At 38.4% G+C, this 26583-nt stretch carries 31 protein-coding genes; 29 read left to right on the forward strand and 2 right to left on the reverse strand.

The genetic code is table 11. The features are described 5' to 3' along the window. Positions 1–20 precede the first annotated feature (20 nt). The 6 genes from rimP to rbfA all read left to right on the forward strand — a co-directional run bounded on the left by rimP (position 21) and on the right by rbfA (position 5251). Positions 21–494 carry a ribosome maturation factor RimP gene (rimP, locus tag IGJ41_RS05645; protein ID WP_002357863.1) on the forward strand — a complete coding sequence of 158 codons (474 nt, stop codon included), beginning with the start codon at positions 21–23 and terminating at the stop codon, positions 492–494. A gap of 143 nt (positions 495–637) precedes the next feature. Next, positions 638–1837, forward strand: a complete 1200-nt coding sequence (nusA, locus tag IGJ41_RS05650) for a transcription termination factor NusA (RefSeq protein WP_002357862.1) — start codon at positions 638–640, stop codon at positions 1835–1837. A 20-nt stretch (positions 1838–1857) separates the two neighbouring features. Continuing rightward, positions 1858–2157 carry an RNase P modulator RnpM gene (rnpM, locus tag IGJ41_RS05655; protein ID WP_002363794.1) on the forward strand — a complete coding sequence of 100 codons (300 nt, stop codon included), beginning with the start codon at positions 1858–1860 and terminating at the stop codon, positions 2155–2157. After that, the gene (locus IGJ41_RS05660; RefSeq protein WP_002357860.1) at positions 2147–2452 is read left to right on the forward strand and encodes a YlxQ-related RNA-binding protein; all 306 of its coding nucleotides are present in this window, start codon (positions 2147–2149) and stop codon (positions 2450–2452) included. The genes rnpM and IGJ41_RS05660 overlap by 11 nt, the downstream gene beginning before the upstream one ends. 12 nt (positions 2453–2464) lie before the next feature. Continuing rightward, complete coding sequence (gene infB / locus IGJ41_RS05665; RefSeq protein WP_153854146.1) at positions 2465–4876, forward strand: translation initiation factor IF-2; 2412 nt, start codon at positions 2465–2467, stop codon at positions 4874–4876. Positions 4877–4900: 24 nt separating this feature from the next. Next, positions 4901–5251 (forward strand): 30S ribosome-binding factor RbfA, encoded by a 351-nt coding sequence (gene rbfA / locus IGJ41_RS05670; protein ID WP_002360497.1) that lies wholly within the window; start codon positions 4901–4903, stop codon positions 5249–5251. A gap of 372 nt (positions 5252–5623) precedes the next feature. Here rbfA and IGJ41_RS05675 read toward each other — a convergent pair whose 3' ends face one another. Then, complete coding sequence (locus IGJ41_RS05675) at positions 5624–6109, reverse strand: toxin (RefSeq protein WP_002382232.1); 486 nt, start codon at positions 6107–6109, stop codon at positions 5624–5626. A 34-nt stretch (positions 6110–6143) separates the two neighbouring features. Further along, complete coding sequence (locus tag IGJ41_RS05680) at positions 6144–6626, reverse strand: helix-turn-helix domain-containing protein (RefSeq protein WP_002361687.1); 483 nt, start codon at positions 6624–6626, stop codon at positions 6144–6146. Positions 6627–6793: 167 nt separating this feature from the next. Here IGJ41_RS05680 and IGJ41_RS05685 point away from each other — a divergent pair, with 167 nt between their 5' ends. The 23 genes from IGJ41_RS05685 (at position 6794) to IGJ41_RS05795 (ending at position 26579) form a co-directional block, all read left to right on the forward strand. Further along, a complete protein-coding gene (locus tag IGJ41_RS05685) occupies positions 6794–6976 on the forward strand; it encodes a hypothetical protein (protein ID WP_104855707.1) in 183 nt (60 codons plus the stop codon). A 45-nt stretch (positions 6977–7021) separates the two neighbouring features. Next, complete coding sequence (locus tag IGJ41_RS05690) at positions 7022–7777, forward strand: DnaD domain protein (protein ID WP_162783035.1); 756 nt, start codon at positions 7022–7024, stop codon at positions 7775–7777. Between the two features lie 18 nt (positions 7778–7795). After that, a complete protein-coding gene (locus IGJ41_RS05695) occupies positions 7796–8638 on the forward strand; it encodes an ATP-binding protein (protein WP_104874305.1) in 843 nt (280 codons plus the stop codon). Between the two features lie 66 nt (positions 8639–8704). Further along, positions 8705–9097, forward strand: coding sequence for a hypothetical protein (locus IGJ41_RS05700; protein ID WP_002360492.1), 393 nt, complete (start codon positions 8705–8707; stop codon positions 9095–9097). A 19-nt stretch (positions 9098–9116) separates the two neighbouring features. Beyond that, positions 9117–9524 (forward strand): RinA family phage transcriptional activator, encoded by a 408-nt coding sequence (locus tag IGJ41_RS05705; RefSeq protein ID WP_002360491.1) that lies wholly within the window; start codon positions 9117–9119, stop codon positions 9522–9524. Between the two features lie 221 nt (positions 9525–9745). Beyond that, positions 9746–10162: a hypothetical protein gene (locus IGJ41_RS05710; protein ID WP_002382237.1), complete on the forward strand. Its 417-nt coding sequence runs from the start codon at positions 9746–9748 to the stop codon at positions 10160–10162. Positions 10163–10174: 12 nt separating this feature from the next. Next, positions 10175–10687, forward strand: coding sequence for a phage major tail protein, TP901-1 family (locus IGJ41_RS05715; protein ID WP_002369526.1), 513 nt, complete (start codon positions 10175–10177; stop codon positions 10685–10687). 32 nt (positions 10688–10719) lie between these two features. Next, positions 10720–11079 (forward strand): tail assembly chaperone, encoded by a 360-nt coding sequence (locus IGJ41_RS05720; RefSeq protein ID WP_104855710.1) that lies wholly within the window; start codon positions 10720–10722, stop codon positions 11077–11079. Positions 11080–11096: 17 nt separating this feature from the next. Then, positions 11097–11465 carry a hypothetical protein gene (locus IGJ41_RS05725; protein WP_002361692.1) on the forward strand — a complete coding sequence of 123 codons (369 nt, stop codon included), beginning with the start codon at positions 11097–11099 and terminating at the stop codon, positions 11463–11465. Continuing rightward, on the forward strand, positions 11455–14388 hold the full coding sequence (locus IGJ41_RS05730) for a phage tail protein (RefSeq protein WP_252671841.1): 2934 nt from the start codon (positions 11455–11457) through the stop codon (positions 14386–14388). The genes IGJ41_RS05725 and IGJ41_RS05730 overlap by 11 nt, the downstream gene beginning before the upstream one ends. 1 nt (position 14389) lies before the next feature. Next, a complete protein-coding gene (locus IGJ41_RS05735; RefSeq protein WP_002365553.1) occupies positions 14390–15316 on the forward strand; it encodes a distal tail protein Dit in 927 nt (308 codons plus the stop codon). 12 nt (positions 15317–15328) lie between these two features. Then, a complete protein-coding gene (locus IGJ41_RS05740) occupies positions 15329–16786 on the forward strand; it encodes a phage tail protein (RefSeq protein WP_104855712.1) in 1458 nt (485 codons plus the stop codon). A 32-nt stretch (positions 16787–16818) separates the two neighbouring features. Further along, positions 16819–18588 carry a hypothetical protein gene (locus IGJ41_RS05745; RefSeq protein ID WP_438714054.1) on the forward strand — a complete coding sequence of 590 codons (1770 nt, stop codon included), beginning with the start codon at positions 16819–16821 and terminating at the stop codon, positions 18586–18588. Positions 18589–18611: 23 nt separating this feature from the next. Next, positions 18612–19007, forward strand: coding sequence for a phage holin family protein (locus tag IGJ41_RS05750; protein ID WP_002357842.1), 396 nt, complete (start codon positions 18612–18614; stop codon positions 19005–19007). Between the two features lie 118 nt (positions 19008–19125). Continuing rightward, on the forward strand, positions 19126–20250 hold the full coding sequence (locus IGJ41_RS05755; RefSeq protein ID WP_002398986.1) for an SH3 domain-containing protein: 1125 nt from the start codon (positions 19126–19128) through the stop codon (positions 20248–20250). Between the two features lie 153 nt (positions 20251–20403). Next, a complete protein-coding gene (gene truB / locus IGJ41_RS05760; RefSeq protein WP_002360476.1) occupies positions 20404–21324 on the forward strand; it encodes a tRNA pseudouridine(55) synthase TruB in 921 nt (306 codons plus the stop codon). Between the two features lie 25 nt (positions 21325–21349). After that, complete coding sequence (ribF, locus tag IGJ41_RS05765; RefSeq protein WP_002363808.1) at positions 21350–22300, forward strand: riboflavin biosynthesis protein RibF; 951 nt, start codon at positions 21350–21352, stop codon at positions 22298–22300. Then, the gene (locus IGJ41_RS05770; RefSeq protein ID WP_002365557.1) at positions 22300–22896 is read left to right on the forward strand and encodes a GNAT family N-acetyltransferase; all 597 of its coding nucleotides are present in this window, start codon (positions 22300–22302) and stop codon (positions 22894–22896) included. Before ribF ends, IGJ41_RS05770 begins: the two co-directional genes overlap by 1 nt. Positions 22897–23176: 280 nt before the next feature. Continuing rightward, positions 23177–23500, forward strand: coding sequence for a PadR family transcriptional regulator (locus IGJ41_RS05775; protein WP_002357837.1), 324 nt, complete (start codon positions 23177–23179; stop codon positions 23498–23500). A gap of 3 nt (positions 23501–23503) precedes the next feature. Further along, positions 23504–23845 (forward strand): DUF1048 domain-containing protein, encoded by a 342-nt coding sequence (locus IGJ41_RS05780; protein ID WP_002357836.1) that lies wholly within the window; start codon positions 23504–23506, stop codon positions 23843–23845. Positions 23846–23870: 25 nt separating this feature from the next. Beyond that, positions 23871–24131 carry a DUF2087 domain-containing protein gene (locus IGJ41_RS05785; protein WP_002360471.1) on the forward strand — a complete coding sequence of 87 codons (261 nt, stop codon included), beginning with the start codon at positions 23871–23873 and terminating at the stop codon, positions 24129–24131. Positions 24132–24289: 158 nt separating this feature from the next. Further along, positions 24290–25465, forward strand: a complete 1176-nt coding sequence (locus IGJ41_RS05790; protein ID WP_002365558.1) for an FtsW/RodA/SpoVE family cell cycle protein — start codon at positions 24290–24292, stop codon at positions 25463–25465. Beyond that, on the forward strand, positions 25431–26579 hold the full coding sequence (locus IGJ41_RS05795; protein WP_002357833.1) for an FtsW/RodA/SpoVE family cell cycle protein: 1149 nt from the start codon (positions 25431–25433) through the stop codon (positions 26577–26579). The genes IGJ41_RS05790 and IGJ41_RS05795 overlap by 35 nt, the downstream gene beginning before the upstream one ends. Positions 26580–26583: the final 4 nt, after the last annotated feature.

Here is a 26583-nt window from a genome sequence, read left to right on the forward strand (position 1 = left end):
TCTCGAAGGAGGCGAAAATTTTGAGTAGTGCTGTGGAAACTGTAACAAAGTTAGTCACACCAATCTTAGAAGAACAAAATTTTGAACTTGTGGAAGTAGAGTTTGTTAAGGAAGGAAAAAATTGGTTTTTACGAGTATTTATCGATAAAGAAGGTGGCATTGATATTGAGGAATGTGCCTTTGTCAGCGAAAAATTAAGTGAAAAACTAGATGCAATGGATCCAGATCCAATTCCGCAAGCGTACTTTCTGGAAGTTTCTTCTCCGGGAGCAGAACGTCCGTTAAAGAAAGAAAGCGATTATGAACAAGCGGTAGGTAAGTACATTCATATTTCTCTTTATCAAGCAGTTGATGGAGAAAAACAGATTGAGGGTACCTTAGTCCATCTTGATTCAGAACAATTAACATTAAGTGTAAAAATTAAAACCAGAGTGAAGGAAATGACTTTTGAACGTAAAAATATCGCAAAAGCTCGTTTAGCCATTCAATTTTAATCAACAGACTCGAAGGTAAAAAAGGGTCCACTAAAAGTTTTACTTTTAGCTAGGCCTGTGACAAGTTTTAACGAGAAGTTTTTCCCTTGGAAGAAGAACCACTCGTTCAGCTTTAACGAATCCATAGGAGGAAAAGAAAAACAATGAGCAAAGAAATGTTAAATGCATTAGACGTATTAGAAGCTGAAAAAGGGATTCCTAAAGATACGGTGATTGAAGCGTTACAAGCAGCTTTAGTTTCTGCATATAAAAGACATTATGGACAAGCAAGCAACGTCGAAGTTGAATTTGAACCAAAAAAAGGCAATATTCACGTGTATGCTGTCAAAGAAGTAACAGAAGAAGTATTTGATTCACAATTGGAAGTTTCATTAAAAGATGCCGTTGCATTAAATGGTGCATATGAAATCGGCGACAAAATTCGTTTTGAAGTTACACCAAAAGACTTTGGCCGAATTGCTGCCCAAACAGCAAAGCAAGTAATTTTACAACGTGTCCGTGAAGCAGAAAGAACAATTATTTATAATGAATTTAGCGAATACGAAAATGACATCATGCAAGGAATTGTTGAACGTCAAGATCGTCGTTATATTTATGTAAACTTGGGTAAAATCGAAGCAGTCTTATCAAAACAAGATCAAATGCCAAATGAATTTTACCAACCGCATGATCGGATTAAAGTTTACGTATCACGTGTTGAAAACACATCAAAAGGCCCACAAGTTTTTGTAAGCCGTAGTCACCCAGATTTATTAAAACGTCTTTTTGAACAAGAAATTCCAGAAGTTTATGATGGAATTGTTGAAATCGTAAGTGTCGCTCGTGAAGCTGGCGATCGTTCAAAAGTAGCCGTTCGTTCAACAGATCCTAATATTGACCCAGTGGGTACCTGTGTTGGTCCAAAAGGCCAACGTGTCCAAGCGATTGTGAATGAATTAAAAGGCGAAAATATGGATATTGTGGAATGGAACGAAGATCCAGCTATTTATATTAGTAATGCCTTGAATCCAGCTCAAGTATTAGATGTTATTTTTGATCCAGAAAATAGCAAAGCATGTACAGTTGTTGTACCTGATTATCAATTGTCATTAGCAATTGGTAAACGTGGTCAAAATGCGCGCTTAGCTGCTAAATTAACGGGCCATAAAATTGATATCAAATCAGAATCTGATATGGCTGAATTTTATGAACAACAAGCCAATCAAGAAGTTGCCGAAGTGGCAGAAGAAATGGATGAAGCAATTATCCATTCAGATATGACGGCAGATGATTACGAAAACTTGGCTGCTGAAGAAGCAGTTGTTGAAGCAGAAATTACAGAAGAATTACCTGAACAAGAATAACGTTTTTGGAGGGTGAAAAAATGAAAAAGAGAAAAATTCCAATGCGTAAATCGGTTGTTTCAGGCGAAATGAAACCGAAAAAAGAATTAGTCAGAATTACTCGCTCCAAAGAAGGTGAAGTGGCCTTAGATCCAACTGGTAAATTACCTGGACGTGGCGCTTACGTTGATTTGGATCCTGCGGAAGTCCAAAAAGCTTGGGATAAAAAAATTCTTGATCGTGTCTTAGAAACAAAATTAAGTGATGAATTTTATCAAGAACTATTGGATTATGTAACACATCAAAAAGCCCGCAAAGAGTTGTTTGGCGATGGAAAATAAAACCAAAATTTTGAACCTTTTAGGTTTAGCAATGCGCGCCGGTAAATTAGTCACAGGCGAGGAATTAACCCTTAAAGATATTCGTGCAAACAAAGCGAAATTTGTGTTTGTTGCGCAAGATGCCAGTGAGAATACTAGAAAGAAAATCAAGGACAAAAGTTCTTATTATAATGTTCCTGTTAGCGAACTGTTCAGTCAATTCGAGCTCAGCCAAGCGATTGGGCGACCACGAATGGTTATCGGAGTAACTGATGCAGGATTTGCCACCAAAATCAAGGAATTACTAAAAGGTTAGGAAGGTGATTGCATGGGAAAAAAAAGAATTTATGAACTAGCAAAAGAAATGAATAAAGCAAGCAAAGACGTTGTCGATAAAGCGCATCAATTAGGTATGGATGTTAAAAACCATATGGGCGCAATTAGTTCCGAGCAAGAAACAAAGCTTCGTCAAGCATTCGGAGGAGGAAGTACCGTAAATACTCAATCAAAAGCAACAAACAACCAAAAGCAACAAACAACACAAAATAAACCAGTCAATAAGAAACCAGTCAATAAGAAACCAATGAACAATAAACCTGGTGAACAAAGAAATAACCAAAATCGTCCAAACAACCAATCAACGAATGGACAACAAAGAAACAACAACAACCAAAATCGTCACGGCCAAAGCAACACACAAAACCGTAGCAATCAAACAAATACAAACAATCAAAACCGCAATACCCAAAACAATAACGGTTCTACAACGAATCAAAATCGGACCAGCCAAAATAACAATGGCGGGAACAACCAAAACCGTGGCGGCCAAAACCGCAACAACAATTTTGGTGGCGGTCAAAATCGTAATAACCGGAATAACTTTAATAACCAAAACCGCAATCGTTTCAATAAAAAAGGAAAAAAAGGCAAACATCAACAAGAATCAGCGAAGCCAGCAGTACCAGCACGTAAATTCCGTGAATTACCAGATGTTTTAGAATATACAGAAGGTATGAACGTGGCGGATATTGCGAAAAAAATCCACCGCGAACCAGCGGAAATCATCAAAAAATTATTTATGATGGGTGTCATGGTTAACCAAAACCAAGCCCTAGATAAAGATACAATTGAATTATTAGCTGTGGACTATGGCATGGAACCGCAAGAAAAAGTTCAAGTTGATATTGCGGACATTGATAAATTCTTCGAACCAGAAGCAGTTGTTGAAGAAAACTTAACTACACGTCCCCCTGTTGTCACAATCATGGGACACGTAGACCACGGGAAAACAACATTATTAGATACATTGCGCCATTCTCGTGTGACTTCAGGTGAAGCGGGCGGTATCACGCAGCATATTGGTGCCTATCAGTTAGATATTGATGGCAAACCAATTACGTTCTTAGATACACCAGGACATGCGGCCTTTACAAGTATGCGCGCGCGTGGTGCCAGCATCACTGATATTACCATCTTAGTTGTTGCAGCGGACGATGGAGTAATGCCACAAACAATCGAGGCGATTAACCATGCGAAAGCGGCAAAAGTGCCAATTATTGTAGCAGTTAACAAAATTGATAAGCCTGGTGCAAATCCTGATCATGTGAAACAAGAATTAAGTGAACATGAATTAATTCCTGAAGAATGGGGCGGAGATACGATTTTTGTCAATATTTCAGCGAAATTCAATCAAAACATTGATGAGTTGTTGGAAAATATTTTACTGATTGCTGAAGTAGAAGACTTAAAAGCTGATCCAACGCAAAAAGCAATTGGAACAGTGATTGAAGCGCGCTTAGATAAAGGTAAAGGTCCGGTTGCGACATTACTCGTTCAACAAGGAACTTTACATGTTGGTGATCCAATCGTTGTTGGTAATACTTACGGACGTGTTCGTGTGATGACCAATGACATGGGCCGCCGTGATAAAGAAGCAGGACCAGCAACTCCTGTGGAAATTACCGGATTAAATGATGTTCCTCAAGCGGGTGATCGTTTTGTAGTCTTTGAAGATGAAAAAACAGCACGTCAAGCAGGGGAAGAACGAGCTAAACGTGCGTTACTTGAACAACGTTCAGCAAGTAGCCGTGTGACATTGGATAACTTATTTGAAAGTCTAAAAGAAGGCGAATTAAAAGAAGTTAATATCATTGTCAAAGCAGACGTACAAGGATCTGCCGAAGCCGTTTCAGCAAGTTTACAAAAAATTGATGTAGAAGGCGTTCGTGTGAAAATTGTTCACGCGGCAGTTGGGGCCATCAATGAAAGCGACGTAACTTTAGCCGCAGCAAGTAATGCGATTATTATCGGCTTTAACGTTCGCCCAACACCACAAGCAAAACAACAAGCAGAACAAGAAGAAGTTGATATTCGTTTACACCGTATTATCTATAAAGCTCTAGAAGAAATCGAAACAGCGATGAAAGGGTTATTAGATCCAGAATTTGAAGAAAAAATTACGGGTCAAATGACGGTTCGTGAATTGTACAAAGTATCTAAAGTTGGCACAATCGCTGGCTGTTATGTTACAGAAGGCTTTATTCGCCGCGATAGTGGCGTGCGTGTCATTCGTGATGGTATTGTTATTTATGAAGGTAAATTAGCAAGCTTGAAACGCTTTAAAGATGACGTGAAAGAAGTTAAACTTGGTTTTGAATGTGGTGCTATGATTGAAAACTTCAATGATTTACGTGTAGATGATGCGATTGAAGGCTTCATTATGGAAGAAATCAAACAATAATTTTAGTAATTGGAGGAAGACACTATGGCAAATTATCGTGACCGTCGTGTAGGTCAAGAAATCATGCGTGAAGTGAATGATATCTTGAACAAACGCATCAGAGATCCACGCGTCCAAGGCATCACTATTACAGATGTTCGTGTGACCGGTGATTTACAACAAGCAACGATTTATTACAGCTTGTTATCTGATTTAGCTTCCGAACAACAAAAAGCTCAACAAGGCTTAGACAAAGCCAAAGGACTGATTCGTAAAGAATTAGGACAACGGTTAACCTTGTATAAAACACCAGAGTTGATTTTTGAAAGAGACGAATCTGTCCAATACGGAAATCACATTGATGAGTTGATTCGTAAGTTGAATCAAGGTGAATAATTAAAAAGAAAAAGCACACCAGACGAATGGTGTGCTTTTTCTTTTCATGATTTCTTGATAAAATAGTCATGGAGGTGCAAAGATGAAAAGAATTGTTGTTTTCTATAAAAATGGAGATCGTTATTTAAAAGAAATGGGTTCAGGCAAGAGTTCCCTGTACTTTTTTCTTTTCTTCTTTGTACTACATAGTATGCGGGAACATATTATTCAGTTCATCGGATTTTGGCCGTCATTTATATTCGTCCTCATACTTGTCCCAAATCTTATGCTTGGCGTCGGACATATTAACCATTGGTACAAAAACCGCTCTTGAATTTTCCAGAATACTTTTAAGCATGGAACAAAATCCTTATTGATTTTGTTCCATGCTTTTTAAGTTAACCCAGTATTTAATACCATCACAGAATAATCCCTAAATTCAAAAATCCGTCCTTTATAAAGATAAGTGGCGCCATACTTTTGTCGATAGTACGTAATCACATTTTTTAATGTTTCAACATCGATTTCCAAAAATTCAGCACAAGAATAATGGTTGCTTAAGCCAGCTTCAGAGCAACGAATTAAATCGTCTAATGTAACTAATTGCTCTAAGGCCACATTGCGGGCTTTCAACTCTTGCTTCCGATTTTCTGTACAATTTTGATTTAAAATAGTGCCAACGGATGTTTGATAATGCCCGTATTCCTCGGCTAAAATATTCTTCTTTTGACGGGTACTCAATGTTTTTTCAATATAAATTTTGCCATTTCGATACAACCCATAACAACCTGTTTGATTGTATAAATCAATTTCTAAAACCGTCACATCCTTTTGAATGGAACTGACGAGTTTTTCATAATCATTCACTTTACCATTCACCTGCCATTACTTAATAAAAAGAGTAGATGGGAAGTTAATCCTCTTTTTTGTCAGAAGAAATCGATTGTTGATATTTGGCATCAATTTCATCCAAGTAATCGTGAATTTTCTCGATCTCTTCTTTTGAAAATATCTTTTCTGGATCCCCAGCGTGGGCAGCCAGTGTCATTTCGTCACGGCGAGGGAATGAGAGAATTTCTGCTTGCGTTTGTTGTTCGTGTAATTGTTGTTCGGCAAATTGATAAACGATGGCTTGTCGTTGGGGTTCTAATTTTTTATAAATGCGGTCGATAGTTGAGGCATTTTTTTCCATGGGAACTTCTTGTCCCATCAACCAGGCCTCATTAATGTCTAATGCATCTGCAATGCGATAAACTTTGTCTTGTTTTGCTTCGTAACGACCAGCTAGCCAATCGCTGATCGAAGATTTACCGATGCCAGTTTTTTTCGCTAATTCACTAGGTTTGATGTTCTTGGCTGTTAAAGCCTCTTTTAAACGGACAGCAAAAATGTTCATATTTCCGAACCTCCTATTGCCTCAAAGTATACTATATCTGTTTGGAGAAGGCAAGTAACAATCGCAATTAAAATTAGCGGTTCATAAAACCGAACTTATGAGTTGACAGTGAAAATATTTGGTGCTAAGATAGAGCCATTCAAATGTTCGGTTAACTGAACTATTTTTTGAACACTTTGTTCGGAAAACCGTATTTTTCTAGAAAGGGTGAAGAAATGAGTCAGAACTATAAAAAAACGTTGTCGGATATGTTACTTTTAGCAATTATTTTATTAATAAGCAGTGTCTCAATAAAAATTGGGGCCATCGTGATTGGTATGATTGGCCTCATGGAATTACTAACAGAGTAACAATAATTTAGTCAAAAGGAGAGAAGCGGATTGGCAGAACGACGCATGTTTGCAAAAACGATTATTGATAGTGATGCGTTTTTAGATATGCCCTTATCAAGTCAGGCTCTGTATTTTCATTTAGCGATGCGTGCCGATGATGATGGATTTATCAATAATCCCAAAAAATTGCAGCGAATGGTTGGTTGTGGGGAAGACGATCTAAAATTGCTAATGGTTAAAAAATTTATTCTAGTATTTGAAAGTGGTGTGATCGTTATCAAACATTGGAAAATTCATAATTATATTCGCAGTGATCGTTACAAACCAACCTTGTATCAAGAAGAGAAAAATCAGATTGTTGAAAAAAATAGCAAAGCTTATACGTTTAAAGCAGAATCGTCTGTCAGTGGTCAACCAGCTGACTACCAACGGTTACCGCAGGAAAGCATAGTCCAGTCTAAGTTAGGTCAGAGTCAAGGTAGTAGTTCAGAAAACGATTGTTTGAAGATGATTTATCATTTTTATGAGGAAAACGGCTTTGGTACACTGGCCTCAAAAACAAGCCAAGATTTTAAGTATTGGTTGCAAGATTTTATACAAAAAGGGTCTAGCCAAGAGGAAGCATGCCAATTAATCTTGCATGCTTTAGGAATTGCCGTCGATCGAAATAAACGGAATTACGGCTATGTAAATGCTATTTTGAAAAGTTGGGAGCAACAAAATTATTTATCCGTACATGAAGTTCTGGTAAATGATAAAAAACAAGTGTCGGAGCATGCGCCGCAAATGACAGAAGAATATCAAGAGTTAGGTTTTTAAAGAAAGGAGGAAATCAGTATGCATGCGACAGATCAAACTTTTCAAATACTATTGAGTCAATTGTTAGAAAAAGTTGAAGACCGTTGTCCTGAATGTGGCAGTGAACAATATGTTTGGCAACAAAAAAATAAAGATGGCACAGAACGTTGTGCCCCAACTTGTTGGTCGTGTGGGTATAAAATGCTAAAAAAACATGAACAAGAAGCCACTCAACAACGTTCTCAAGAGAGTTTTATAGCGCGTACACAAAAATTTTTTCATCAAGGGTCCTTAATTGCTGATGATGCGCTACGGCAATGTCGCTTAACCAATTACCAAACCACTGAATTAGAAACAAGACAAGCAAAAGAACGGGCCTTAGCAGCAGTTTCAGCGATTGTTGAAGGAAAGCCAATTCACGTTATTTTTTCAGGGAAACCTGGTGTCGGTAAAAGTCATTTGGCTATCAGTATTTTAGTTGAAGTCTTAGAACGCTCTGCATATCAAAAGTATTGTTTATTTGTCAGCTACTCTGAGTTATTAGAAAAACTAAAAATGTCCATGAATGAATCGGCCAAAAGCCAAGCAAAGGCTCAAGCTTATATTACTAGAATGAAAAAAGCAGACGTTTTGGTCTTAGATGATTTAGGTGCTGAATTAGGAATTAAAAATAAAGTTAGTACGGATTTTAATAATGACATCTTAAATCGAATTTTAGAAGCTAGACAGAATAAAGCAACTATTTTTACTACTAATTTTTCTGGGAAACAACTGGTGGAGGCCTATGGAACACGCATTATTTCTCGTCTAATGAAGCACGCCAGTGGCTATGTTTTCCAATATAAAGACACAACAGACAAACGAATGAGGAGTGTGAAATAAATATGTTAACAATTATTATTGGGTTTATCTTTTGGACAATGACACTGATGTTAGGTTATCTAATTGGTGAAAGAGAAGGCCGTAAACATGAGTAATTTAACAAAACGTAAAAAAGATTTATTTGAAATGAAAAGCGTTGTATTTAAAGATATTTCAAAGCAACAAAGCGAAAAAGCACAAAAAAGAAAACGACTCTTACAATTAATGAATCAATATCCCGATTGGGCAAGTCAAAAAAATAAACTTATTATGCAGGAAATTCAAGAATTAGGACAAGCAATCGGTAATTGGTCGATGGATCAATCAAGACCCATCCAATCCATCAAGGCCGCATCGTTTACAAAAAGCGAGTATCTCTATTTAATTTGGCTCGGTTATTCAGATGAAGCGATTCGTCACGGCTTAGACATGTCGAAAGAGTGTTATTTTATTTATCGATTAACACTTTTAAATGAATAAAAGTAAAGGAGATTAACCAATGCGTACGTCAACATTTAATTATATCAAAGATATTTTAGCAGACTTTTATAAAACAGATGAGTATATCCGTCAACGGGAAGAAGAATTACGGCACCCTTATCAAGAAGCAGATTTAAATGCTGGTATTAGAGGACAAGGACTTCACTCTGTAGTGACCGAACGAATGGCGATTACGATAGCTATGGATCGTCGTCTGTGGAACTTAGAGAGAAATCGAGACATTATCAAAAATTGTTTAGCTGAAGCGGATGAACAAACGCGCGTGATTATTGAAGAACTATATATGAAAAAACGGCCCTCTTTAACATTAATTGGACTTGCCCAGCAATTATTTATTAGTAAAAGCCAAGCCTATAAATTAAGAAATCATTTCTTTGAAGCGGTGGCGGATGAACTAGGGATGTAGACATGGAAAAAGCGTGGAATTTTTTCAGGTGTCAACATGGTAAATTAATAGTGTCGAAAGAGATAGATAAACGTGAGGCAACCAAAAAAATGAAGACACGGAATTCTATAATTTTGACTGCTTTCTTGTGTCAGCTATGAAGGAGCAGAAAATGCCGGCTACTTTCAAGATCCTTCATTTTGACTAGAAGAGAGCCAATTTGTTAACCAATCCTGAATTTTTTGAATGGAAAGGTGGCGCTAAAAATGAATGAAGCGGAACAAGAGTTATATGAAGCCCTTGTTGCAATCTGCCAGACGTCAGGATTTTTATTGCTAGAGGAACTGCCGACAGATTTACCAGATCAGCCATTTGTTTACTTAGGTGATAGTAAAGAATTACCTAAGCCAACTAAATCAGCTATTTTGGGAGAAATTGAATTAATAATGCATGTTTATGGTGCGTTATCTGAACGACAACAAATTTCTACAATTAAAGGAACGATTTTACGGCAGGCAACCAGTAATTTAAAACGAACGGCTCATTTTAATTGGGGTATCAAACATCAAGAAGTCAAAGCACAAATGGTAAAAGATACCAAACAAATGAAAAAAACAATTTGGCATGCTGTACTACCATTACACATGCAATTTTACTAGGAGGAATTATCAATGGGAGAAGTTATGCAAGGAAAAGACCGTATTTTATTAGTTCGTCGCTTGGATGAAGCAGCGACAAAGAAAGCAATGAAACCCTTATTTCAAATTGAACATGAATGGGAATTCTCACGTGAATCGAGTGGTACGCAAACAAAAGATGGCGTTGCGAATGCTGTTTCTGGTTTAGAAGTTACGTTATCGTTAAGCGGTTTAGCCTCTCGAGATGATGAAAATTTATACATGAAAGACGCAGTTGAAGATGGCATCTTAATGGAATTTTGGGACGTTGATTTAAAAGGTGAAAAAAATGCGGAAGGTAAATATCCAGCAATTTATGCCCAAGGTTATGTAAATTCATGGAGTTTACCAGCCAATGTAGAAGAATTAGTAGAAATCGAAACAGAAGCCTCTATTAATGGCAAGCCACAAGATGGCTTTGCAACAGTAGAAGCAGATATTATTGCGGAAGCACAATATGCGTTCCAAGATACCGTTCCAGAGAAAGCACCACAACCTGGCGAATAATCAAAAAGTGTTGAATTTTAGGAGGATAAAAAATGAATTTAGAGATTAACGGAAAAACAATTGAAGTGAAATTTACGATTGGCGCGATTCGCGAATTAGATAAACGTTACCAAATTGAAAATGGCGCTGCCAAATTCGGCATGGGCATCAGTTCAGCAATGATTTATTTACGCCAATACAATCCAGTAATCTTAGTTGACATCATGGAAGCTTTACAAAGTGGGCAATTAAAAATAGGTAAGTCGGAAATTGAAGCATGGTTAATGACCCAAGATGTCAAAAAACTTTCAGATGATTTGCTTAAAGAAATGGGAAAGCAACCTCTTACAAAACCAATGATCGATCAGTTCAGCAAAGAAGCGAAGAAAGCAGAAACGCAAGCGACCAACTAATTAAAACGAGCGATGACGTGTATCACGACATCGCTCTTTCTGCTTTTCGCTACTTAGGCTGTCGTTCATTTGAAGAAGTGGACCGGATGACCATGTCTGAATTTGAATTACGAATGATTGCTTTTAATTTAGCAGAAGTAGATGAAGAGCGGAAAAGGCACGAGCTTGCCTACTTAAATGTTAAAGCGCAAGCGACAAATAAAAAAGGAAAACCCGTTTTTGAAAGCTTTAAAAGTTTTTATGATTATGAAAAACGAGTTGCTGAAGTTCTGGCAGCTAACCAGCCACAACGAACAAAATTAAATGAGCGGAAAAAAACGCAACTTGCCACTGTGGCAGAGCGTCTACGCCGCTATCGAGAAGGGAGGAGAGTAGATGGAGAATGACAAAGAAAAAACGCCGTTATCGGAGGCAAAGAAAAGCCTTGCAGGCGTCCAACAAGCATTAAAAAGTATGAGCGGTGAGTATGCCTTATTAAGTGGATATTTAGGGAAAATTAGTGCGGGTGTCAATCAGTCAGCCACGGTCATGAACACATTTAAAACCGTCATGCAACAATCTGGAGAAACAGTGAAAAAAACAGGAGACGAAACAGCAAAGGCAGCAGATCAAATGAACACAGCGTTAACAGATTCTGCTGAACAAGCCGGTGAAGCAGCTAAAAAAGCGGGGAAAGAAACCTCTGATGGCTTTACTAATGCACAAAATAATATGCTGAGCTTTGGGACGGCCATGACTAGTGCCGTTTCCTTACCTATGCTGAATGTTTTAAAAACAGCTATGGGCGTCGGTGCTGGGGTCAGTGGCGAATTTCAAGGAATGCAAGGACTGATTATGGCTAGTGCAGGAGGGATTTCTGATTCATTGCAAGGCGAGTTGCAAGGGGCATTGACTCAGATGAATCAATCATTTGAAGCGGCGGCACAAGTGATTCAAAGCGTGATGGCTCCAGGAATGGAAATTTTGGTTCAAGTGGTTATCACAGTCGTTAAAGGCATTACAGCTTTGGTGAATTTGTTTATCAAATTACCAAAACCCGTCCAAGTTTTTATTGTTGCCATTATGGGCATTTTAGCCGCCATTGGGCCCATGTTGATTATGGTAACGATGGCTCAGCAAAAATTTCAACAGTTTAGTGCTGGTTTGGCTCTTGTACAAGGAAACATTGGGAAGTTAGGTGGTGGCTTATCAAAACTAAGTGCTAGTTTTAGTGCCTTAAGTGGAGGACCATTAATTTTAATTGTAGCAGCCGTTTTAGCAGCTGTAGCAGCGTTTATTTATTTCTATAAAACCAATGAAACATTTAGAAATAGTATCAATAGCTTAGCTAGTGCCATTCAAGGAGCTGTTTCAGCGGCGTTTGGCAAATTGGTAGGATTGCTACAACAGATCCAGCCGGCCTTTCAGCAAGTAATGGCAGTTTTTAAACAATTTTTTGCAGTAGGCTTAGAGAAAATGGCGACTATTTTTTCAACAATTGGTCGTGTGCTAACAGGCGTTTTTGCCAGCGGTTTGCAATTAGGTAGTAACTTATTAGGGCAATTTGGTGGCACCTTTGACAAAGCTGGTTTAGCGGTTGGTCTTTTGGTAAAAGTTCTGACAAAAGTTGCACTGGCTGCATTAGGAATTTCTGGGCCGTTTGGTCTAATTATTTCCTTGATTGTTTCATTCGTGACGGCCTGGATGAAAACCGGTGATTTGAGTGCGGGTGGTATTACCCAAGTCTTTGATAATTTAGGTAACACGATTACATCGGTTACAACAATGCTGGCAGCTAATCTACCGAAAGTTATACAACTTTTTACAACCGTCTTAACCAGTATTCTCGGGAAAATAACAGAAGCTATTCCAAGCATCGTAACCGCGTTATCTAGTTTAATTACGGTAATTGTTGGTGCGATTGTTGCCAATTTGCCAGTCTTAATTGAAGCGGCAACACAAATTATTACTACGTTGATTCAGGGGGTTACAACAGTCTTACCAATGTTGATAGAAGTTGGTTTGAGCTTATTAATGACTTTAGTTAATGCGATTGTCACCGCCTTGCCAACAATTACAACTGCAGCGATTAATATCATCACTACATTAGTGACAGCTTTTGTCACAGCGTTACCAATGCTAGTTACAGCAGGTGTTTCAATTATCACGGCCTTATTCAATGCATTTGTTACTATGTTACCGTTGATTTTGACTGCTGGTTTACAAATTTTGATGGCATTAATCACTGGGATTATGACGATTTTACCTCAGTTAATTCAATCAGCGCTGACGATTATTCTAGCGTTAGTGACAGCGTTGATAGGTGCCTTACCACAGATTATCAGCGCAGGTGTCAAATTGTTAATGGCGTTAATTCAAGGAATTATTTCGATTTTACCAACCTTAGTTGCGGCAGCTATTACCTTAATTTTGACATTGGTAAATGCCTTAATTGGTGCCTTGCCACAAATCATCAGCGCAGGCGTCAAATTGCTAATGGCTTTGATCCAAGGGATTATTTCAATTTTACCGCAACTGGTTACTGCAGCAATTACGCTCATTACCGCTTTAATGGGTGCGTTAATCAATGCGTTGCCACAGTTGTTAAGTGCTGGGATTCAACTGATTCAAGCCTTAATTAATGGTGTACTCAGTCTATTGGGTGCCTTGCTGTCCGCAGCAGGAACATTAATCTCACAAATGATCACGAAGATTGGTTCTTATTTTGGTCAACTGTTAGCTTCGGGCGGACAGTTAGTTGAAAATATCAAAAATGGGGTTACCAATGCAGCCGATCAGGTAAAAAATGCCATTGGTTCTGTAATTGAAGGTGCTTGGCAAGCAATCCAAGGTTGGTTTTCAAAATTCACCGATGCCGGTGCGAATATTGTCGGCATGATTGCTGATGGAATTACAGGTGCAATTGGAAAAGCCAAAGAAGCAATCGATGGGGTCGTCAGTAAAATTCGTAACTTTTTACCATTTTCACCAGCAAAAGAAGGTCCCTTATCTGATTTGCATAAATTGAATTTCGGCGGCACGATTGCCACGGGGATTTATGCAGGCGAAACAGCCGTTAGTAGAGCAATGGCTTCTATTTTAGACTTACCGCTGTTAAATGATTTTGCCTTGAACTTAGCTGGTCGAGGAAACTTCACAGCAACGATTGACCATCGTTTAGAAAATGATGCATACAATCGACCATTATTTGTGACAGTAGAGTCAACGTTAGATGGAAAAGTTGTCGCAGCAACTACTGCGCCTTATTTAGCAACGGAGTTACAACGACAACAAGTGAAACAAAATAACCGCTTAGGAAGGAGAGGATAACATGTATAAATTTGTTGATACCAATCAAGCAACTCATTCAACGCCTCTTCCTTCAGAAGCGTTGAATTTTAACGGCCAATTTTTAGAAAAAGTCATCCCTGGCTATCAAACATTATCAGTTTCAGGACGAGAATTAGTTCCAAGCGAAATTGAAAGCTATCAATTAGGGATTCGTGATGGTAAACGTCACGTTTATGCGCGAATCCCAGAACGAGAATTAACAGTCAAATATCGCCTTTCAGCTGTGAATAATGAAGCGTTTCGAGATGCATTTAATCATTTAAACGTTGCTTTGTTTACGGAAAAAGACGTTTCTATTTGGTTTAACGATGAACCGGAAATGCTGTGGTTTGGCAGTAAGTCTTCAGTGAGTGATGTACCCGAAGGTGTTAACCAAGTAACAGGCACCTTTACTTTATTGCTTTCTGATCCGTATAAATACACACGGAGTGATGCGACTAGTGTGATGTGGGGTTCGCCAACCATTACATTTCAAGCGAATTACTTAATGGGGAATACAGGCTCAGGTGCAGTTGATTTTCCAATTTTAATTGAAGGCGGGGCTTATTGGGGATCAACCATGATTACCTTTCAAAATCGGGCTTACACGATGGGGGATTTAGGCAAAGAAGTTCGGCCAATTGAAATTTATCCTACGGTCGAAGGATTAAAAGTCAAACCGACCATTATTTTAACAGGAACCGGACGTGGTGTTTGGATTAAAACACGGAACGATACAATTAACTTAGGAGACTTTGATCGTTCGGAAATTATCATTGATACTGAAAATTTTTATCTGACAAAAAATGGTGCACCGATGATTCGACCAATGAACGATTTTTATCTATATCCCAATGAACCGCTGTATATTCAAGCCAAAGATAGCGACTTCCGCTTGACGATTCGCTATCCTAACCGATTTGTGTAGGAGGGTGATTAAATGTTAATGGCGCTGGATTTGAAAAGAACATATACGGCAATTTTGGACAATGCCTATCAAGTCAGTTATGAAAAAATAGAGAACAAAATTGGCAGTTTAGATTTTACCATGCCACTAGATGATCCTAAAAATGAATTTATTGCAGAAATGCAATGGGTGGAACTAACCGACAATGAGAATGAATATATTGGTTTATATCGCGTGATGCCAACCACAATTAAGAAAGATGCGAACAATAATCAAATTCACTACTCTGCCACAGAAGCATTATGTACCTTAGGCGATACTGTCCTATTTGGTTGTCACGAAATTAAAAACAAAACAACGAAAGAGGCCATTCAATTTCTATTGAATAAACAAAAAACAAAGCATTGGGTCCTAAAAAAATGTGATTTTTCAAGGAGATTAACCTATAAATGGGAGAATGAAAATGGGCTAGTCGAGCCTTTATTTAGCATCCCAGCCGATTTCGAAGAGGAATATCTTTGGCAATGGAATACAGAGGTCTATCCTTTTGAACTTTCATTAGTCAAACCACCAACAGAACCAGTTGCGCGAATTCAAGAAGGTTACAATATGCAAGGATTTGAAATAGAACGTAATCCCAAGATGCTAATCAATCGGATTTATCCATTAGGTTCAGGCGAAGGTGTTAACAAAGTCAATATTCGCTCGGTCAATCAAGGGGTTCCGTATTTAGAGAACAAGGCCGCAATTGACCGCTATGGTTTATTGGAGTCAATTTGGGTGGAACAGCGTTTTTCTGATCCCAAGGCATTAAAGGAAAATGCTTTGCGAATGTTAGAAGAATGGACCAAACCACAAGTTTCTTGGGTAGTGACTGCAGCTGATTTAATTAAATTAACAGATCAACCTTTAGCAATCGATCGTTTGCGGTTGGGTACGGTTATCATGATTAATACGAATGAGTTTGGGAGTGTCAACCTTCGTATCAAAAAAGAAAGTAAAAAAGATGTCTTTGGTGCCCCCCAAGACATTCAGCTAGAGTTGGGAAATCTGCAAGAAACAATTCATAGTACCATGACAGCTTTCAGTCGGAAACAAGAGATTAGCGAAACTTACGCACAAGGGGCGACGACACTTTTAAATCGTTCAATACAAGGAGAACTTAGCAAGACACAGCCAGTGGAGCTGAATTTATACTTTGACGAGGACATTCTTTATATAAACACCGCAGAATTAACGTTCAAGGCAACTGCTAAAGGACCTTCGCATTCTGTAACGAACATTGATTTGGTAGTGGATGGCAAAAAATTACCCCAACTATCATTGCAACAACAACGGCTAAACATTTTGAGTTATTTACGAAAAACAACAGATGGAAAAATCGAACGCGGCAATCACACGCTTCAATTTTTCTCTCATCAGCCACTATGGTTGGATGCTTCGGTCATCTGTCGTGTGTATATTCAATCCCAATTGGGTGGCCAGTTTTAATAAAATAATGAAAACTAGAGGAGTGTGACGAAATGTCAGTAGAACATATTGAAGAATTAGATACCCTGAATCAAGGTCGCCTTAAAATCAATGCAATCTTGGATCAGTCGAACGCATCAGCTGAGAAAGTTGATGCTTACCAAGTCCAGTTAACGAATGGAATTTCTGAAGCGAAAAACATCGCAGATGAAGCTGGCAAAGAAGCCGTACAAATTGCCACCGATGCAGGCAATCAAGCAAATGAAACAGCTAACCAAGCGATGAATAATGCCAAAACAGCCATCACGATTGCAGGAAACGCAGTTTCAACGGCAAATAATAATAAACAAGAATTTGATACTTTACGAAATGATTTCGATCAATTAGTAGCAGAAGCGGGTGATAGTAATCCAGAAATTGTTCAAGCACGCACAGATACACAAGGCATCAAACAAGCTACTCTGGCGAATCGTCTTCAAATTGATTTGAATGACCGCATGACAAAAGCAGATGGCATTTCTTTATTGGCTAAGCCAACTACTGTCAAAATGAAGTTAGACTTTAATGGTAAAACGGCCGGCAATACAGCCACCAATGCAAACAGTTATTCCACTGATTTTACGGCTAAAATTCTTAAGAAGCCAACAGACGTTTGGGAGGAAGTTTCCCAAGCGGACTACAATAAAATGGCCAGCCGTGATGATGAGGGTGTGAAAACAGGTTCCACCCAAAGTGGTGTGATTCCACAACAATTAGCGGCCTTCAATCTCGTTGAAGCCGCAAAAAAATTAATTCCACAAATGTTTGAAACATTCACAACTGACGAGGCGGTGGCATTTGTTCGCCAGAACGTTCAATTTTTTACGATTAATCAACGTGTGAAAGCCGCTGCGCCCAATAATCAAACGATTAAAATCGCTACGTATTTACCAACTACGGATAATTGGGTAACTCAAATCCAAGAATCAGCAAAAGAGTTCGGCGATTTTTCAATTCAAATCAATGATCAGAATTTTATCACAGATGAAGGTTTCATTTATTTAATGAGCTATACAGATTCATCAAATGGGGTAACGCCAGCTAGCTTAGAAGTTGATTACGTGGGGCTTCATATTGGTCTGTCTGTTGATGCCCAAGCGGTTTTAGCGAAGAGTGGTTTTGTTCAAGCAGAGCAACTCAATTCCCATGTGGAAAATCAGGATAATCCGCACCAAGTAACCGCTGAACAAGTGGGGCTAGGCAATGTAGAAAATTATGGCTTCGCATCAGACAGCGAAGCAGTCGCGGGAACTTTAACGAGTAAATATATGCACCCGAAAAACGTTGCGGAAGCGATTAAAGGTCAAGCTGTGACACAAACAGGTGATCAAGAGATTGCTGGGGTGAAGAATTTTGTAACTATGCCAACCGTCAATGGTGTGCCTTTGGAATCTTCTAGAATGGCCATTTATGAAGCTAGTGGAGTCGGTGAAGTCGAGGCAAAATATCAGGCGGCCTTTAATAAGGATAATATGAAATTTGTATTAATTAGGGTGGGAAATCGTGTCGATGCATTTGTAAGATGTAATTTGAGTGATCCAACGAAATTGAATAACCACATGCCTAAAGTATTTAACATACCAACTGGGTACAAAATGTCCTCAAAAATAAGTGCTAGTGTCTGGAATATTCCGCTCTCAGTTGCACCTTACGTTTTTCCGTATCCTAATTGTAATGCACTATATGAAATTGGAAATCAAGGGATAATTTTTGCCTCAAGCAGAGCCGGAAATGTTTACCTCCAAGGAAGTTGGTACACGGACGATCCGTTTCCGACAAAATAACAAGCTAGTTTAGGAGACTTTTTATGGAACGTTATCTCAACACAATAACAATGCTTTTAAGCATTTTCGGTGGGATTGTCGTACGTTTATTAGGCGGATTAGATCAATTGTTGGATGTCTTCCTCTTTTTAATTATTGTCGATTTCATCACAGGTTGGATTAAGGCAATCGCCACAAAAGAATTGTCCAGTCGGATTGGTATGCTCGGAATTGCGAAAAAAGTGACGATGTTATTTGTGGTTGCTGTAGCGGTTCGTGTTGAAAAAGTTGTGGGGAACAATTTGCCAATTCGGGAAATGGTTCTGATTTTTTACATTGCGAACGAAGGACTTTCTTTTTTTGAAAACATTGCGACCTTTATTCCTATGCCGAAAAAGTTAAAAGAGTTATTTATTCAGTTAAAAAATAAAGATGATTAAGTAGAAGTGGTCGGGACAAACGTAGAACTTTCGGCTGATTGCCGAAGAAATTACTTCTGTCCCGCCATTTATCTGCAGGTTTAAGCCATGAAAGGGAAGTTATTTTGACTTTCCTTTCATGGCTTTTTTTAGAAAGGAGTATGCTATGTTTAAAAAATTAATGATTCAACTTGCTTTAGTGATTGGCTTAAGTTTAACGATTCCGATGACGGCTTGCGCTTACACCATCGAAGCGGATCCAATCAACTTTACTTATTTTACAGGCTCTTCAAGCAATGAATTAATTGTTTTACATGAATCAGGAAACGAGCGGAACCTAGGACCACACAGTTTAGACAATGAAGTGGCCTATATGAAACGAAATTGGTCAAATGCTTATGTCTCATATTTTGTCGGATCTGGTGGACGAGTGAAACAATTAGCTCCTGCTGGCCAAATTCAATATGGCGCAGGTTCTTTAGCTAATCAAAAAGCCTATGCGCAAATCGAATTGGCTCGCACAAATAATGCGGCGACGTTTAAAAAAGATTATGCTGCCTATGTTAATTTGGCCCGTGATTTGGCTCAGAACATTGGTGCTGATTTTTCGCTGGACGATGGAACAGGTTATGGAATAGTCACTCATGATTGGATTACAAAAAATTGGTGGGGAGATCATACAGATCCTTATGGTTATTTAGCGCGTTGGGGGATTAGTAAAGCGCAGTTGGCACAAGATTTACAAACGGGCGTTTCTGAAACAGGTGAGACTGTCATTATTCAGCCTGGTAAACCTAATGCGCCAAAATATCAAGTAGGACAAGCAATTCGTTTCACTTCAATCTATCCAACACCAGATGCTTTAATCAATGAACATCTATCAGCAGAGGCACTTTGGACACAAGTAGGAACAATTACAGCGAAATTACCCGACCGACAAAACCTTTACCGTATTGAAAATAGCGGACATTTGTTAGGTTATGTGAACGACGGCGACATTGCTGAACTTTGGCGCCCGCAAAAGAAGAAATCATTTCTAATTAGTGTGAACGAAGGCATTGTTTTAAGAGCAGGACAACCTAGCCTGTCAGCCCCAATTTATGGTATTTGGCCTAAAAATACTCGCTTTTATTACGATGCGTTTTATATTGCAGATGGGTATGTTTTTATTGGTGGAACAGATACAACAGGCGCGAGAATTTATTTGCCAATCGGACCAAACGATGGCAACGCACAGAATACATGGGGATCATTTACTAGCTAAAAAAAGCCACAAACTCTGATAAAAGCAGAGTTTGTGGCTTTTTTTGCATTTAGCAGAGATTTTGCCAAAGGGAATAAGCAACGGAGACTGCGAAGGTAGGTACTTTTATGCTATAATGACAAAGTTAGTATTATCGGAACTGGAGGAACTATAATGGACGGCATTTTACCGTTATGGAAAGAACGTGGCATGACAAGTCATGACTGCGTATTTAAATTGAGAAAAATTTTACATACCAAAAAAATTGGTCATGGTGGTACGTTAGATCCAGATGTCGAAGGAGTCTTACCCATCTGCGTTGGCAAAGGAACGAAAGTGATCGAATACATGGTAGATTCTGGTAAAACCTATGAAGGTGAAATTACACTTGGATTTGCTACGACAACCGAAGATGTTAGTGGCGAAATTGTTGAAAAAAAACCAGTTACAACACCTCTGTCAACTGAACAAATTGATCAAGCAATGGCCGAAATGACAGGTGAAATCACACAAATCCCACCGATGTTTTCTGCGGTGAAAGTCAATGGTAAACGTTTATATGAATATGCGCGGAATGGGGAAGAAGTTGAACGGCCCCAACGAAAAGCTACGATTTATTCATTTGAACGTACTAGTGAACCAATTTTTAATGAATCCGCTCAAACACAAAGTTGGCGGTTTAAAGTGGTCTGTGGCAAAGGAACCTATGTGCGGACACTATCCGTGGATACTGGCAAAAAATTAGGCTATCCTGCCCATATGTCGGATTTAACGAGAACGGCAAGTGGCGGTTTGCAAGCTGCGCAATGCTTAACGTTAGAAGAAGTAGCCAAACAAATGGCTGCTGAAACAATCGATCAATGCCTGTTGCCCATTGAAACAGCAGTAGAACAATTCCCACGAATTGATTTATCAGATGAATTGTATCAAAAAGTAAAAAATGGCATGCGTTTGCACAAAAAAGAATTAGGAATAAAGGCAATGCCAGAATCCTTAGTTGCCTTATTTTACCAAAATCAAGTGGTTAGTTTATACATGCCACACCCAACGCATGATAAATTATTGAAACCAAGTAAAGTTCTACGGAACAATTAAATAAAAAAGAAGGAAGTTTTTGCACATGCAAGTTATTCAACTACATCATCCCTATGAACCCAATCAAATTCCTAATGAAGAAGTCGTGATGGTCCTAGGCTTTTTTGACGGTGTTCACAAAGGCCACCAAAAAGTAATTGAAACAGGCAAAAAGATTGCGGAGGAAAAAGGCTTGAAGTTAGCTGTGATGACCTTCAACCAACACCCATCAATCGTTTTTCAAAAAGTTTTACCAGAAAATATGAAATATTTAACTAGCTTGGAACAAAAAGAACGCCTAATGGCCAACTTGGGCGTTGATATTTTATATATTGTCGAATTTACTTCAGCGTTTGCTCAATTAAAACCGCAAGATTTTGTCGACCAGTATATCGTTAATTTAAATAGTGCAGTGGCAGTCTCTGGGTTTGATTATACGTATGGTCCTAAAGAAATCGCTGGAGTCAAACAGTTACCAACTTATGCGCAAGGCCGTTTTGAAGTGGTGACAGTACCAAAAGAAGAAATGACTGGTGCCAAAATTAGCTCAACAAGAATTCGCGAAAAAATGGAAGCCGGCGAAATGGAGGAGGTCACGGAGTTGTTAGGATATATTTATGAAACAGAAGGAACAGTTGTCCATGGCGATGCTCGGGGCCGTTTATTGGGTTTCCCGACCGCTAATGTCAAAGTGAAAAGCACCGTGCGCTTACCAAGAATTGGCGTCTATGCTGTGCAAATCGAAGTCGGTGGCAAATGGTATGTTGGCATGGGCTCAATTGGTCATAATGACACCTTTGGAGAAGGCCGCGATTTAACCGTGGAAGTCTATATTTTGGACTTCCATCAAGACATCTATGGTGAGCAAGTGGTGGTTCGTTGGAATCATTATTTACGTGACCAAGTGAAATTCAATGGGGCTGAAGCCTTGATCGACCAATTAAAACAAGATGAACGAGATACGGCTGACTATTTCCAACAATCTGAGGACAAATAATGAAGATTCGTCAAGAAAAACCTGCAGAGTACCAAGCTGTAGAGCGTTTAACATATCAAGCGTTTAAGGAATTAAACTTGACCGAAAACTGGCGTCCCACAGAACATTTTATCGTGCATTTATTAAGAGAAAGTGCCGACTTTATTCCGGAGTTGTCCTTAGTTTCAGAAACTGATCAAGGAAAATTAACGGGTCATATTATGTCTTCAAAAGCCAAACTACAATTACCTGATCATACAGAAAAGGCTGTTTTGACCATTGGGCCGCTAAGTGTCCATCCAGAAGCACAGAACACGGGCGTAGGCTCAGCGTTAATTAAGCATTCTGTGCAGAAGGCCAAAGAATTAGGCATCGGCGGATTGATTATCTTGGGCCATCCAACTTACTATACGAAGTTCGGTTTTGTTTCAGCGACTACTTTTCAGATTACGTTACCGGAAAAAGAAACATCAGAAGCATTATTGGCTTTGGAATTACTGCCAGGTTATTTTGGCACAAGTGGTGGGGAGTGGCATTTTTCAACATGCTTTGCTTATCCAGAAACACACCTTGCAGAATTAGAAGCCTTTGAAGCAGACCTCGGAATAAATGAATAAAGAATAATAAGGAGGTCGGGACAGAAGTGTTTAACTCCGAGAAATAAGAAGGAATTTCCGAAAATTGTTCTATAATTTTTGGAGAATTTCGGCTTATTTCCGAAGGAGTTGCTTCTGTTCCCGCCGTTTATTAGTTTTTGAGCGTGGAGCAAAAATCCAAAGTGATTTTTGTCCCACGCTCCTTTACTACTTTTTATTGCAAAGTAGTTGACAGAATCGGTACTCAGTATTATTATGTAGTGGTACATAGTAATAAAGAGTAGTTCAGGGAGGAAAAGCAGTGAAGCAGACAGAGTTGCTAAAAGGCATTTTAGAAGGTTTAGTTTTAGCCATCATCCAAAGGAAAGAAACATATGGTTATGAAATTACAAAAATTTTAAATGACCAAGGGTTTACTGAAATTGTTGAAGGAACCGTTTATACGATTTTACTGCGTTTAGAAAAAAATCAATGGGTTATAGCTGAAAAAAAGCCTTCAGAAAAAGGACCAATGCGGAAGTTCTATCGCTTAACCTCATCAGGAGAAGCAGAACTCGCTGATTTTTGGCAGCGGTGGACGTTGCTTTCAAAACAAGTAAACAAGATGAAAAAAATGGAGGGATAGAGCATGTCAAATTTTAAAGCGTTGATCAAAAAAGTTGTTGGGGATAAAAAAGAGTACAAAGAATATAAACGACGGATTGCAGCATTACCAGCAGAGTATCGACAAGTATTTCAAGAAATTGAAAAATATGCATGGCATTTTTCAGATCATAGCGGAGCCAATATGTTCAATGCGTTGACTGATTTACTTGATTTGTTTGAAGAAGGAGCTGCAAACGGAACACCTATCAAAAATATTACGGGAGAAAAAGTAGGCGATTTTGCTGAAACAATTGTCAATGAAGTCGCTGGCAAATGGACTGATAAACAGAAAGAAAAACTGAATCATCAATTTTCTAAACAATAGTCAAAACAAAAAAAGGAGAATAAATATGGTTGAAAATTTTTTTAAAGAAGGAAAGTTGCTGGTTATTCCCAAGAAAAATGCGAAAAAAGTCCAAGTGTTTCAACGTGTGGCCAACCAATTTGAATTTGGGAAAGAATATACGGAAAAAGAAGTCAATCAGCGACTTAGAGAAATCTATGAAGATTATGCACTTTTGAGACGGTATTTAGTAGATTATCAGTATTTAGAAAGAGATAAGTTTGGAAAAATTTATCAGAAATGTGAGCAACACACAAAAATTATATAAATGTCTTTTTTTAAAAGTAGCGAAACTAGGTGAAATGAACCAAGTCTAGCTACTTTTTGTTATGTAAGCTTAGTAATAGTTCTATAAAAAACTCTCTATTTGTTTTCTAACTCATACTGGTAAGATTGATTTAATTAGAAAAAGATAGAGGTGAGAGAATGAATCTACGTACTTTAGGTCTAACAAAAATTCTTTTGACCTTTATTATATTAAGTATTATTGGCGCGTTAATGATTTATAGCGCCAGTAGCTATGACTTGCTGATGCAAGGCGTGAAGCCCACTGCTGTTTTTATTAAACAAGGCATTATTATGTGTCTGAGCTGGGTGCTAATGTTCGTGATCTACAAAGTTCGATTAGAAGTGTTATTTAATAAAAAAATTGCGATTGGTCTGCTTTTAGTTTCGGTACTATTACTGTTAATGGTTCGACTACCCTTTTTTGGTGTAGCAGCGAATGGCGCACAACGTTGGATTTCTCTCTTTGGAATCCAATTTCAGCCATCAGAACTTTGTAATTTTGCGATTATTTATTACTTGAGCTGTTATTTAGGTGAAAAAGAAAATGGCTTGACAACGAAGCAGTTAAGGAAACAATGGCTGTTTGTTTTGGTCGTTGCATTTTTAGTTTTGATTCAACCCAAAGTTGGTGGGGCTATTCTTATTTTAGTTATTGGCAGTGTCTTGATTTTCTCAGCAAGTATTCATGCAAAATTTAGTGTAATTGCTGCGGGGATTGTCGTTGCTAGCGCGGCGTTTCTTTCTAAAATAATTATTTTTCTAGGCGATCACCGCTACTTACCACATTTTTTTGCGCATGTGTATGACCGCTTAGTTGTTTTGAAAAATCCGTTTTTATCCTTTCATGATCGCGGATTTCAGCCTTCAATGGCCTATTTAGCAATGTATAACGGTGGGTTTTGGGGCACTGGATTAGCCAATGGCATGGTAAAAAAAGGTGGCTTGCCAGAAGGTCAAACCGATTTTATTTTTGCGGTGATTGTGGAAGAACTTGGTTTGATTGGCGGCTTACTATTACTATTTCTTTTGTTATTTTTAGCGGCCTCGATTTTGCGGAGTAGTTGTGTAATAAAAAATCATTGTTACGGCTTGTTTTTGTTAGGAGTTGGGACCTTGATTTTAGCTCAAACGGCGATTAACATTGGTGGCGTTTTGGGTTTGATTCCAATGACGGGAATTCCTTTACCGTTTGTTAGTTACGGTGGGACAAGTTATTTAATCTTTTCAGTGGCATTAGGAATCGTCATTAAAATTATTGCAAACGAAAGGCGGCAGTTAAATGGTCAATACAAAAAAATTCAACTTACATCTTAATTATGATTTATTATTGCCCATTTTTTTACTCACACTTTTATCTTCTGGTGTGCAATATTGGATTGCCGTTAATGAAGGAAAAGACGGAACTGTGCCAGCATTAAAACAACTTTTCTTTATTTTTGTTGGCTATGCAGGCATGTTTTTAGCTAGTCGGCTGTCACAGAAATTTATTTGGAAAGTAGCTCCTTTTTTCTATGGGTTTTCATTAATCTTAATGAGTGCTTTGTATTTTTCCTATGACAAAGGAATGTATTTATTGACGGGCACAAAGCGCTGGTTAGATTTAGGGTTTATTAAATTTCAGCCATCAGAAATTGCGAAAATTGCGTTTATTTTAATGTTGGCAAAAATTATTGTCCAACACGAGCAACAAGACTGGTCCGATAAATGGCGTTCAGACAAGCAACTTCTAAAAAAAATCGTTGCGGTTAGTGTCCCTGTTTTTTTCTTGATGGCGGTACAAAAAGATTTTGGAACATCCCTTGTTTTCGTAACGATTATTCTATCTCTTTTAGTTATTTCAGGAATTGATCGCAAAATTTTAATCATTATTTTCAGTGCTTTAGCAACGTTAGGCGTGGTCTTGATTCTGTTAGTCTTTACAGAGTGGGGGCACAAAGTACTCTTCTTTTTACATTTTAAACAATATCAATTGGATCGAATTTTAGCATGGATTCATCCCTATGATTATGTCGATAAAATCTCCTATCAACAAGTGCAAGGCTTATTGGCAATCGGTTCGGGTGGTTTATTTGGTAAGGGTGTACATGGGATTGAAGTGTATGTCCCTGTTCGTGAGTCTGATATGGTTTTTACTTTTATCGGGGAAGCCTGGGGCTTTGTGGGCAGTGCCACCGTTGTTTTTCTCTATTTTTACTTGTTTTATCAAGTTTTAGTAGCTGGCTTGCGGAGCAATTCGCGTTTTTGTATGTACATCTGTGTCGCCCTCATTTTTTCGCTGGTCTTTCAAACGGTGGAGAATATCGGTGCGGTGATTGGACTGTTGCCGTTAAAAGGTATTCCTCTTCCGTTTTTAAGTCAAGGAGGCACTTCGTTAGTGATGGCTATCACTTCTTTAGGATTTGTTAAAGGAAGAGAAGCCGCTACCTGAAAAC

Source organism: Enterococcus sp. DIV1537a, assembly GCF_051712085.1.
GTDB lineage: Bacteria > Bacillota > Bacilli > Lactobacillales > Enterococcaceae > Enterococcus > Enterococcus faecalis.